The following is a 12,645-nucleotide window of genomic DNA, read 5'->3' as shown; positions in this document are numbered from 1 at the left end:
CAATGACAGAAATTATGAATCAGCAGCATCGGGTCGAGTGGTCCATGATTCCCACTCCCACATCGTTGCCCGAGGTGGCGCCCTGCGATTGGGAAGAAGCACTGAACGGGCCCGACAGTGACACCGCCCAGGTCATGGTCCTGGACTGCCGTAGAGACGAATCCGGTTCGCTGCCAACGGATGCGCAGGCCATGACACAGAAAGTGTCGGCAGCTCTGCAGTCCTGGTCCGGACAACGACGCTTCGATTCCAGCCCGTTCCTGGTACTCACGCGCGGCGCGACGGCGGTATCGGCCGACGAGGTCGTGCACCCGGTGCAATCGGCGATATGGGAGCTGGTGGTGTCGGCGCAATCCGAGCATCCGGGGCGGATCGTGCTCGTCGACACCGACTCCGCCGATAAAGGTCTCGGAGATCTACTCGGACTCATGGCAATACGGAACATGACCGTCACCGCGATCGCCAGCGCCGAACCTCAACTCGCCATGCGCGGACACGCCATGCTCGTACCTCGACACGACGGGGCCGCCTACACCCCTCCCGCGGTGACCGCTCGAGCCGCCGAGCCGACTCTTGTACGCATGTTCAGGCAAGCGATCGCGGACGACAGGTTCAGCGACGGCATGGAGATGCTTCTCGCGGCTGCGCAACTTCGTCCGGCGTTCGACTACCACGCGGACACGGCGGGAATACCGAAGTGCATCGGACTCACCGGCGGCACGCCCGGCAACAGTGGCGGAGATGTGTTGCCGCACATTGTCATGATCTGCACCCCGGCGTTTCTCGGCGGATACATTCAGTACATTCTTCTCGCCGCCCACCTGGGCGCTCATCGCCGTTTCTCGGTGATCCCACTGTCGGGATACGAGCCGGGTGAGCCTTTGCCCGCGTCGCTCGACGCCGCCATCGACAGTATCGCCAAGACCGTCCTCGACACCGTGGGCGACGACGAATTCGTCGTGGGTGGCATGTCGGGGGGCGGGAACCTCGCCCACGCCACCGCGGCTCGCCTGCTGGCACAAGGCAATACGCGGCTCCAGGGGTTGATCATCTTCGATTCCTTTATCGCTCCCGAGGCAAATGACCGCCAAATGGACACCGCGCGAGACGCCGTGGTCGATACCGACGCGTCGATCCCCGATCTCGCCGGCTTCACCAGCGATCGTTTGACTGCTCTCGCGTGCTGGATCGACCTGCTGCGGCAAGTGGAGTGCCCGCCGGTCGAATGTAAGGCGCTCGTCATCAAGTGCACGAAACCGTCACCGGCGCACAACCTCCACGAGTGGCCAGTAGAAACCTGGTCGACAACACAGACCGTCCGGACCGTGGACGCGCAACATGTCGAACTGTGCAGCACCGAGGCGCATACGACCGCGCAGCTGGTCGACCAATGGTTGAGCCAGGAATAGGGGTTCGAGAATGGTCGATCAGCAAAAGCTGCAACATCTCCTACGACGGGTCACAGCCGAGCTGCAGGAAAGCAGGGCCAAGCTGCGGGAGCTGACGCAGGCGGGCTCGGAGCCGGTGGCGATTGTGGGTATGGGGTGTCGTTTTCCGGGAGGTGTGGGGTCGCCGGACGATTTGTGGCGTCTGGTGGTCGAGGGTCGGGATGCGATCTCGGAGTGGCCGTCCGATCGTGGGTGGGATCGGTTGGCGGACAGGTCGTATGTGCGGGAGGGCGGGTTCGTCCACGACGCCGGAGATTTCGATCCGGAATTCTTCGGGATCAGTCCGCGCGAGGCGCTGGCTATGGATCCGCAGCAGCGATTGCTGTTGGAGACGGTGTGGGAGGCGTTGGAGCAGGCGGGCATCAAGCCGGATTCGCTGCGTGGCAGTGACACCGGCGTGTTCGCCGGTGTCATGGGGCAGACCTATGGCGGGATATCCGGTGTCGAGGCCGAGCACGGACCGGAGGGGTATCGAATGACCGGCTCCGCACCGAGCGTGGTGTCGGGTCGGGTGTCGTATGTGTTGGGGTTGGAGGGGCCTGCGGTATCGGTGGATACGGCGTGCTCGTCGAGCTTGGTGGCGCTACATCAGGCGGCGGCGGCATTGCGGTCCGGAGAATGTTCGCTGGCCTTGGCCGGTGGTGTCACGGTGATGGCGACCGCGGAAACGTTCGTGGAGTTTTCCCGGCAGCGGGGGCTGGCACCGGATGGCCGGTGCAAGCCGTTCGCCGAAGCAGCCGACGGGACCGCGTTCGGTGAAGGCTCGGGTGTGCTTGTGCTGGAACGGTTGTCGGATGCCCGACGCAATGGGCATCGGGTGTTGGCGGTGGTGCGTGGTTCGGCGGTGAATCAGGATGGTGCGTCAAATGGGTTGACTGCTCCGAATGGTCCGTCGCAGCAGCGGGTGATTCGGCGGGCATTGGCCAATGCCGGATTGGCCCCGACCGGGGTCGATGTGGTGGAGGCGCACGGCACCGGCACCACGTTGGGTGATCCGATCGAGGCGCAGGCATTGCTGGCGACCTATGGTCAGCGTGATCGTGATCTGGAACCGGTGTGGCTGGGTTCGGTCAAATCCAACATCACGCACACGCAAGCGGCGGCTGGTGTGGCCGGTGTGATCAAGATGGTGCAGGCATTGCGGCACGGGGTGCTGCCCAAGACGTTGTACGCGGATCAGCCATCCACGCATATCGATTGGACTGCCGGGCGGGTGGAACTGCTGACCGCGCAACGTGATTGGCCGGTGGTCGATCGGCCGCGTCGTGCCGCGGTGTCGGCGTTCGGTATCAGCGGCACCAATGCGCACGTGATTCTCGAGCAGGCACCGGAATCGGTGACCGACCCCGTCGCTGAGGCCGGTGACGGCGTGGATGGCCCAGTGGTGTGGGTGGTTTCGGGTCGGACACCGGCGGCGTTGACGGGGCAGGCGCGGCGGCTGCGGGATTTCGTGGCCGGTGACCCGCTGCTGGACATGCGGGATGTGGCGCGCGCGTTGGCGTGTCAGCGATCGCGGTTCGATCACCGTGCCGCGGTGGTGGGCGCGGATCGCCACCAACTGCTCGAGGGACTGACCGCGCTGCTGGCGCAGGCTCCGAGTCCCGCCGTGGCTACCGGCGTGGCTGGAATGCCCCGCAAAACCGTATGGGTGTTCCCTGGCCAGGGCGCTCAATGGCTGGGCATGGGCAGACAACTGCTGGACTGTTCGCCGGTGTTCGCCCGGAAGATGGCCGAGTGCGATGCGGTGTTCTCGCCGCTCGTGGATTGGTCGTTGTTCGCCGTGCTCGAGGGTGCGGACGGTGCGCCGCCGCTGGAGCGCGTCGACGTGGTCCAACCGGTGCTCTTCGCGGTGATGGTGTCCTTGGCCGAACTGTGGCGCTCGGTCGGTGTTGTTCCGGACGCCGTTGTGGGCCATTCTCAGGGCGAGATTGCCGCGGCGTGCGTGGCCGGGGCCTTGTCCCTCGAGGATGCCGCTCGGGTGGTGGTGCTGCGGTCGGCCGCTTTGATCGCTGTGACCGGCCGGGGCGGGATGGTCACGGTGTCCTTGCCTGTCGATCGGGTCACCTCGCTGCTGGCCGGATACGACGAATTGTCAGTGGCCGCGATCAACGGGCCGCAGGCGACGGTGGTATCCGGTGCGGCAGGGCAGCTCGAGTCCTTCCTGGAAGCCTGTGCCCGTGACAACGTGCACGCCCGCCGGATCCCGGTGGACTACGGCTCGCATTCGCCGCAGGTCGATGGGCTCCGCGAACCGCTGCGCAAGGTGCTCGCCAAACTTCGGCCCGGATCGTCGCACGTGGCGTTCTGGTCGAGCGTGACCGGTGGCGTACTGGACGGCACCGAGTTGGACGCGGACTACTGGTTCCGGAACCTGCGCGAACCGGTGCGTTTCCAACACGCGGCTCAGGGCCTATTGGTGGACGGGTACAACACCTTCCTCGAGGTCAGTCCGCATCCGCTGCTCACCGTCGGCATCGAGCAACTCTGCGACCTTCGGGCGGGTGCCGATCCCGTGACCGTCGTGGGTTCGCTGCGACGTGACGACGGGGGCATGGAAGGTTTCCTTCGGTCGGCGGCGCAGCTGGAGGTGTCGGGTGTGGGGGTGGATTGGGCAGCGCTGCTGGGACCTGCTCCTGCGCGAGGGATAGCTTTGCCGACGTATGCGTTTGCGCGGCGCAGGTATTGGTTGGATGGCGACTCGAATAGTGGGGACGCGTCGTCGCTGGGGCTATCGGCGGCTGATCATCCGTTTCTGGGCGCAGTGGTGGTGTCCCCGGACGGGGACCGTGTGGTACTGACCGGCCGAGTCGGCCTGGCGACCCATCCGTGGCTGGCTGATCGCGCTGTCGGCGGGTTTGTGCTGTTCCCAGGGACCGCTTTCGTGGAGTTGGCGTTGCATGCGGCAGCGGAAGTGGGTTGCGCACTGCTGCGGGAGTTCACGGTGCTGACGCCGCTGGTGCTGCCCGACGAGGTCGGGATGCAGTTGCAGGTAGTGCTGGACGATGCCGACGAGCTCGGCTGCCGGACGGTCTCGGTGTATTCCCGTGCGGAGGCCGCAGACGGCAGGTGGGTGCTGCACGCACAGGGTGTGCTGGGCAACGAGGGCGTGCCGGAACTGGACGCGGGTCTGGTGGTGTGGCCGCCCGCTGGTGCGGTCGCCGTGCCTGTGGATGGTCTATATGACCGGTTGGCTGTTGCCGGTGACGAGTATGGATCGGCGTTCCAGGGATTGCGATCGGTATGGCGTTGTGGTGCCGAACTGTTCGTGGAGGTCGAGCTGTCCGAGACGATGACCGATGTGTCGCGGTTCGGGCTGCATCCGGCCTTGCTGGAGTCGGTGCTGCACGGACAGCTCGTCGATGTCGATCCCAATCCGGGGCGGGTGAGGTTGCCATTCTGCTGGCAGGGGGTGGCTTTGCACGCGACCGGAGCGTCGCTGGTGCGGGCGCGTATCACTCCGGTGCCTGGCGATATCGGTGCAATATCGATCCAGGTCGCCGATGCGGTCGGCCGGATGGTGTTCACGACGCGGTCCTTGACCGTGCAGGAGGTATCTTCCGCAGAGCTGGACGCCTTCTCGGTGCAGGACGGGTTGTATGGAGTGCAGTGGACGCCATTAGCGGCGCAGATTATCTCGCCTGCCGATGCCGAAACCTTCGCCAATGGTGAGGATTTCGGTAGCTGGGTGCGGAACCGGGAAGTGACCGTACCCGCGGTCGTCGTATTCGATCGCGGCGTGGTCGGTGCCGGTGCCGGTGCCGACGAGGATGTGCCGAGTCGTGTCCGCGATGCAACGCATGAGATGTTGCGGGTGTTGCAGGCCTGGATTGATGAGTTGCGTTACACGGCAAGCACGTTGGTTATCGTCACTCGTGGTGCGGTCGGCCGGGCTGGGCAAGATGTCACTGATTTGGCAGGATCTGCGGTCTGGGGTCTGGTGCGTTCGGCGCAGTCGGAGGCTCCGGGTCGTATCGTGCTGGTCGACACAGACACTGACGAGCTGACCGCCGAAGGGCTTGCGGCGGTGATCGTTTCGGGCGAGCCCCAGATCATGATCCGTGCCGGTGTCGTACATGCGGCCCGATTGATCCGGCTACCTGTTCAGGCCAGAGATACCGGGAAGATCGTCCGCACGGCGCCGATCGACTTGTCAAGGCCGGGCGCGACTGGCGTGGTGTCGGCTGGGACGGTGCTGATTACTGGCGGCACGAGTGGTTTGGGTGCGGTTTTGGCGCGGCATTTGGTGACAAACCATGGGGTGCGGTCGCTGGTGTTGGCGAGTCGTCGTGGTGCGGCTGCGCCGGGAGCGTCGCTGTTGGTGACGGAGTTGGGCGAGCTGGGTGCTCAGGTGCGGATTGTGGCTTGTGATGTCGCGAACCGCGATGAGGTGGCCGAGCTGTTGTCGGCGGTGCCCGAGCAGTTCCCTTTGACGGGTGTGGTGCATGCGGCCGCTGTGCTCGATGACGGCGTGATCGCGTCACTGACACCGGACCGGATGGACGCGGTGTTGGCGGCCAAGGCTGATGCGGCATGGCATCTGCATGAGTTGACCCATGAGTTGGATCTGGGGTTGTTCGTGTTGTATTCCTCGGTTGCGGGTGTGTTGGGCAATGCGGGGCAGGGCAACTACGCGGCGGCGAATGTGTTCCTGGACGGGTTGGCCGAGCATCGGCGTGCGAGTGGGCTGGCCGCGACTTCGATCGCGTGGGGGTGGTGGGCTTCCGATACCGGGATGACCGGGCATCTCGCTGATACCGACACCGCTCGGTTGGGTCGTGTTGGGCTCTCACCCATCTCGACTGAGCAAGGTCTGGCAATGTTCGACGCTGCGATCATTCAGGACCGTGCCGGCGTGGTCGCGGCACCGCTGAACCGTGTGGTGCTGGATGCGCAGGTCAGGGCTGGGACATCGATCCCGCTGCTGCGGGGATTGGTTTCGAGTGCGCGACGTCGTTCGGTGCCGGAGCTGTCGCGGGAGCAGGGGGCGGGTGTGCGAGAGCGGGTTTCAGCGCTGGCGGAAGCCGAGCGACTGCCGATGCTGCTGGGCGTGGTGCGAGAACAGATGGCGATTGTGCTCGGCCATGATGGTCCCGACGCGATCGATCCAGCCGGCAACTTCCGGGAGTTGGGTTTCGATTCGCTGGCCGCGGTCGAGGCCCGCAACCGACTCAATACGCTCACCGGACTACGACTGCCCGCGACCCTGATCTTCGACCATCCCACACCGACCACCCTCGCCCGATACATTCTGCAAGAACTGCTCGAAGCCCAGGGGAAGATGGCGGCAGCGCCGACGCGGTTGCCGGACGCTACCCGCGCGGCCACCGACCTTCCGGCGGCAGCACCCGTGGCTCCCGACGAGACTTTGGTCGGTGTCATCCGGCAAGCGATCGAAAACAATAGGCTCAGAAACGGTTTGGCGTTCTTGCGAGCGGCAGCGAAGCTCCGTCCGGTGTTCGACCAATTCGCCGGGGGAATGTCGACTGGCATCGGAATCAGTGGCGGTTCGCCCGGCAACAATGTCGGGGATGTCCTGCCGCACTTGGTATTCATTAATTCCCCGGAATTCCTCGGCGAATCCATTCAGTACACGCAGCTTGCCGCCGATTTGGGCGGTCACCGCCGTGTTTCGGCTATCCCGCTGTTGGGATACGCTCCGGATGAGCCGCTCCCTGCCTCGCTTGATGCCGCTATCGACAGCATTGTCGAGACGGTCCTCGATACGGTGGGCCAGGACGAATTCGTCCTGGGCGGTTACTCGGTAGGCGGAAATATCGCCCACGCGGCGGCGGCTCGGTTACTGGAACAAGGAAATAGCCAGCTGCAAGGCCTGGTCATCCTTGACGGCTTTATCGCCCGCGAGGCGAATGAATACCAACTGAACGGCCGCGGGAACCACCTGCTCGAGATAGACGCGACGCTCCCTGACCTCGCCACCACACGGTTGACCGCATTCGGCTGGTGGTTCGACCTAGCGATGCAGATCGAGCACAAGCCTCTTGAATGCACGACGCTCTTCGTTAGGTTCACGCGATCGGCGCATTTGCGGCAGAGCATCGTTGACTGGCCGATAGAAGCGTGGTCAACCGCGCAGACGGTCCAGACCGTGGATGCGGAGCACGTTGCGCTGTGCGGTGCCGCGGTCCAAGTAACGGCACAGTTGATAGGTCAATGGCTCACGCAGCTGAGCGCTGGCATCCAACCTATTCAGTGAGAAAGTAAAAATGAGCACAATGACAACAGAACCTGATCATGAGATCGTGGTGATCGGGGCGGGTCCCGGCGGTATCGCGGCGGGTGTACTGCTCAAACGCGCGGGGATCGAAGAGTTCACTATTCTGGAACGCGCGGGCGAGGTCGGCGGCAGTTGGCGCGACAATTCCTACCCGGGGATCAGCGTGGATGTACCCGCGCTCATTTACCAGTACTCGTTCGCTCGCAAGGCCGATTGGCCAACGGCGTTCCCGACAGGTGCTGAGGTTCAGGCGTATCACCAGGATGTGGCCCGCCGCTTCGGTCTCTATCGGCATCTGCGGTTCCACACCGAGATCGTCCGCGAAGTATGGGACGAGAAACACCATCGATGGGCGTTGCACACCGCTGGTAACGAGATCATCACGGCCAGGTTCGTGATCAGCGCGGTCGGTGCCTTTCTGCGCCCCAAAGCCGATGGCATAAACGGCCTCGATGATTTTACCGGCATAGTGCAACGCCCGGCCACCTGGGACCATGCTCTCGACCTGGCGGGTAAGCGCGTGGCAGTGGTCGGTACCGGCGCGAGTTCGGTGCAACTCACGCCCGCGATCGCGCCTGACGTAGCTCACCTCGATGTCTACCAGCGGACGCCGGTGTGGTGCATACCCAAACCCAACTTGCCGGTCCCGCGCTGGTTCCAAGCCGCCCTGCGGGTGCCAGGCGTGGCGGCGGCCCTGCGCGGGATGATGTTGCTGGGGTTGGAACCCATTGCCAGACTGGTCACGATCATGCCCTTGGCTGTGGCGAAACCGATGATGGCCGCATTCGATTCCTTGGCCAAGCGGGCTTACCGAAGGTATCTCCGACGGATCATCGACGACCCCGAAACGGCCGCCGCGCTGACACCCGACTATGGACCCATGGCGAAGCGCGTCACCCTGTCGGCCGGATATCCGGCGGTGTTCAATCGCGACAACGTCGGCCTGGTCGCCGACGACATCGAGCGGTTCACCGAGCAGGGCATCCTGGCCGGCGATGGCACCGAGCGCAAATATGACGTCATCGTGCTGGCTACCGGCTACGAGATGTACACCGATCCGGAAAGCTACGTCGAAGGCGCCGTGGTCGGGCGGGACGGATTCGATCTCGGTCAGTTCTTCGGAGCCCATGGAGTACAGACCTATGAGGGTGTGGCCGTAGCCGGTCTGCCGAACCGCTGGATGCTGGTCGGACCGTACACGATGGCCGATATCGGATGGCACGGGATGGTGGAAACGACTGCCTCACATGCTATTCGAGCGATAGTGGAGGCGCGCCGCCGCCATGCGTCGACCGTCGAGGTGAGCGGACAGGCGCACGCCGCGCACCATGCCGAGATCCGCAGGCGTGGTCGGGTCCTTCGGTACTACGTCGAGACGCAAAACAAGGGTACTCGAACCTACTACCGCAACTCGCACGGTGACGTGGCGTATTTCCGGCCTGCCGGTGCTCTCGAAGCACGGTGGCGTGGCAGGCATTTCCCGTTCACCGACTACCACTTCGACGCGAACAACGGCAACCCTTGCCCGCAAAAATAGCGGGCGCCGGCCATCGATTTCGAGCAATACGGGGGCAACGGCCGAGCAGGCACCGATCACCTTGGCCACGCCACTGCGGCTACCGCGCGGCGCGGTCGGAGTCACGGCGTGCCTGCGGACGGTCGACAGGGCGGATCCGGCGGGATCGGGATGTGGTGGGAATTCGAGTGCCATTCTGCGTGCCATTTTGCGGCCGAAACGGTGGGAATCCGTAGGTTTCGGCCGGAACGGGTGGGATGCGTTGGGATAGCGGAATGTCAGGTCAGGATAGGTAGAACCCCCAAGATCGCCAGGTCAGCGCATGATCTTGGGGGTTCTACGAGATGATGGGCAAGGACTGGCCGTTCTGCTGGGCAGCAATGTGAACTGCTGACTGGGCAGTCCTTGACGTAATTCTGCACTGTCGGTGCTGCACTTCGAGGTGCAGTTCGTCGTTCGATTGGCTCTGCTGGTGGATCTTGGCGGGGTTTCGGAGCGAATTCCACCGGGGTCCGGGGCTGTGTGTGCGGCCGGGGCGCCATCCTTGAATCCGAACAGGAAGTAGTCGGGCCGAAGTCGGGTGTAAGGCCGAACCTTCACATCAATTCCGCGCAGGGCCCAGCCTGCTTCCAACGCGACGCCGGCGTCGACGATATCGAATCCGTAGTCGGGGTGGCGGCGCTGCGCGATCCGCAATGCCGCGGCTAACGCGAACGCGATTCCGATTTGCGGCTGACCCTGCCGACTAGGTAGTCGCTGGCCTGTATGGCGACGTCTGCGTGCTGGAACAGCTTATCGATTGCTTCATTGACGTCCATTCTGCCCCCTCGAAGTCGATCTTGCTCTTCCGTCTCGGAAAGCCCGAGGAAGTGTGCCCTCGGGAACGGAAGCGCGAGCAACTGGTCACCGACCGCAGTAGTTAGGTCTATCCCAACCATAAACTGCCAGAGTCGTTTTCGGCGGTCTTGGCACGGCAGGTCAGTACTCGAGGAGGTGGTTGGCCCCAACGGGCCGCTTCAAGTGAGTCGTGAGGCGCTGCTCGACCTGGAGGTGATCGACAATGCTTCTGGTCCGATAACTCGCGTCCCAAACACGTCATTCGGGCCCCTGTCGGGGGAATTGCGTGCCGCATCGAGGTTGGCGAGCACGCTTGGGTGACCGAGGGGCAGTTCGGCACGTTGGTTGCCAGTCCCTTGATGCGCATTCATCCCGCGAGATCGTCGGAAGGCTCATGGGGGTGGGGTGCCGGGCGGGTAAGGCGATTGACGCGCTCTGCTGCCGGGGCGATTCGGCGCGATAATGAGTCGATGGCTCATCGACTCGCCGATTCGAGCACCCGCGCCCGGCTGGCCGCCCCCGACGAGGGGATCGGCATGGACGAGCTCGCGCTGGCGGCGCGCAATCACGGGCTGCCGCTCGAGGCGCTGCGCTATGACGTCACGCCGCCGGGTCTGCATTATGTGCTGACGCATTTCGACATTCCCTTCGTCCCGCCGAACGAGCCCTGGCAGCTGAAGATCGCGGGTCGGGTACGGCGTCGACTGCGGCTGGATGTGGCCGCTCTGAAGGCGTTTCCACAGGTCACCACGAGGGTGACGCTCGAATGCGCGGGCAATGGCCGGGTCATGCTGACTCCGCGTCCGGTGAGTCAGCCCTGGCTGCTCGGGGCGGTCGGCACCGCCGAGTGGACGGGCGTCCCGCTGGGGCTGTTGCTGAGGGAGGCCGGTGTGGAGGCCGACGCGGTCGAGGTGGTCTTCACCGGCGCGGATCACGGGGTGGAGTACGGGGTCGAACAGGATTATCAGCGGGCGCTGCCGGTCGAGGTGGCCATGGGTGCCGAGTCGGGGGTGCTGGTCGCCTATGAGATGAACGGGGCGCCGCTGCCGCCGCAGCACGGCTATCCGGTCCGGCTGATCGTGCCCGGCTGGTATGGCATGGCGCATGTGAAGTGGCTGCGGGAGATCACGGTGACCGATGCTCCGTTCACCGGGTACCAGCAGGCGGTGGCGTATCGGCTCCGGCAGGACGCCGGTGAGGTGGGCGAGCCGGTAACCCGGATCGCGCCGCGTGCGCTGCTGGTTCCGCCCGGCTTCCCGGATTACATGTCGCGATCGCGGGTGGTGCGACCGGGCCCGGTGCCGCTCGAAGGGCGAGCCTGGTCGGGCCGGGCGCCGGTCACGCTCGTCGAGGCGAGTACCGATGGCGGGCGGAGTTGGCAGGGGGCGCGGCTGGATCCGGACCAGGGCCGCCGATGGGCTTGGCGGCGCTGGCATTTCGATTGGATCGCGACCCCGGGCGACTATGTCCTCAGCGCCCGGGCGACCGATGCCGATGGCAACACCCAGCCGCTCGAGCCGCCCTGGAATCACGGCGGATTCGTCGTGAATCCGGTCCAGCGGGTCCCGGTGCTGTGCCTGGAGGCCGACGAGTGACCGGAACCCGTCGGATCAGGCGACCCGGCGGTCGGGTTCGCTGCGATACCGGGAGTGGTCGCCGTCGATGCCGAGGGTCTTCCAGAGTCGCTTGGTGACCGGGTTCATCAGGCCCAGTTCGTCTGCGAGGGAACGCATGTCGCCGAAGTAGCCGGACAGGATCTTCGACGCGGTCGGCGACTGCCAGAACGCTTCCTTGATGACCTCGCGCGGAATGTCGAAGGTGCGCGCGAATTCCGGCGGCGGGGCCATGATCTCCCCGGCGAGCCAGCGCATGGCGAGCGGGAAGGCGATGCCGCAGAAATTCTGATACATCGGGCTGCGCCGCGGGATGTGCCTTTTCAGGAACTCGTTGGCGAAGGAGATGTGCCGGGCTTCCTCGGCGATATGGATCTCCATACAGCGCACCACCGCGGGCGGCAGATTCGCGCCGTTGCGGATGACGGCCTTCTGATAGTGGTCGATCGGTTCCTCGCCGCCGAGAATGCCGATGAACAGAATCGGCCAGGCGTATCCGCCGGCAACGCCGATGAGCGGTGAGATCTTCCGGAAGAAGGGCCGCATGCCCGGAACGTCGACGCCGATCCGGTTGACCAGCTCCTGGAACATCTGGATGTGGTTGCACTCCTCGGTCATTTCGTGGAGGCAGTAGCGAAACTCCGGCGACCCGTTGGGCAGCTTCATGATGTACTGCATCATTCCGCGGATCAGAATGCTCTCGAAGGCCGCGCCGACCTTGATGGCATTGGTGATCCGCCACTTGCCGATCTCGATCTGCCGCTCCAGCGGCTGGTCCTGGTACCACTGCGTCGCGCCCAGCGGATCGATATCGGGTTGCAGCACCCAGCGCGGATCGTGCGGGTCGATCGCGAATTCGGGGGAGTCCCAGGGGATATCGAGATACGGATCGAACCGGCGGTACACCGATCCCTCCGACAGGGTGTGCAGCACGTCCGCGTATTCGTGTGCCTCGGTTCCGGTGCCCGACCTCGTCGTCAGAGCCATCATTGCCTC

At 64.6% G+C, this 12,645-nt stretch carries 5 protein-coding genes; 4 read left to right on the top strand and 1 reads right to left on the bottom strand.

What is annotated here, in order from left to right; translation table 11 throughout:
• Positions 1 to 2 precede the first annotated feature (2 nt).
• The 4 genes from ACWEOI_RS16935 to ACWEOI_RS16920 all read left to right on the top strand — a co-directional run bounded on the left by ACWEOI_RS16935 (position 3) and on the right by ACWEOI_RS16920 (position 11,631).
• Complete coding sequence (locus ACWEOI_RS16935; protein WP_452360202.1) at positions 3 to 1,409, top strand: thioesterase domain-containing protein; 1,407 nt, start codon at positions 3 to 5, stop codon at positions 1,407 to 1,409.
• Between the two features lie 10 nt (positions 1,410 to 1,419).
• A complete protein-coding gene (locus ACWEOI_RS16930) occupies positions 1,420 to 7,662 on the top strand; it encodes an SDR family NAD(P)-dependent oxidoreductase (RefSeq protein ID WP_452360201.1) in 6,243 nt (2,080 codons plus the stop codon).
• 19 nt (positions 7,663 to 7,681) lie between these two features.
• Complete coding sequence (locus ACWEOI_RS16925) at positions 7,682 to 9,220, top strand: flavin-containing monooxygenase (protein ID WP_452360200.1); 1,539 nt, start codon at positions 7,682 to 7,684, stop codon at positions 9,218 to 9,220.
• A gap of 1,286 nt (positions 9,221 to 10,506) precedes the next feature.
• Complete coding sequence (locus tag ACWEOI_RS16920) at positions 10,507 to 11,631, top strand: sulfite oxidase (protein ID WP_452360199.1); 1,125 nt, start codon at positions 10,507 to 10,509, stop codon at positions 11,629 to 11,631.
• A 15-nt stretch (positions 11,632 to 11,646) separates the two neighbouring features.
• Here the strand turns inward: ACWEOI_RS16920 and ACWEOI_RS16915 are convergent, their stop codons facing one another.
• The gene (locus ACWEOI_RS16915) at positions 11,647 to 12,636 is read right to left on the bottom strand and encodes an AurF N-oxygenase family protein (RefSeq protein ID WP_452360198.1); all 990 of its coding nucleotides are present in this window, start codon (positions 12,634 to 12,636) and stop codon (positions 11,647 to 11,649) included.
• Positions 12,637 to 12,645: the final 9 nt, after the last annotated feature.

Source organism: Nocardia sp. NPDC004340 (genome assembly GCF_053602575.1).
This window is presented reverse-complemented; position numbering and strand designations above follow the sequence as displayed.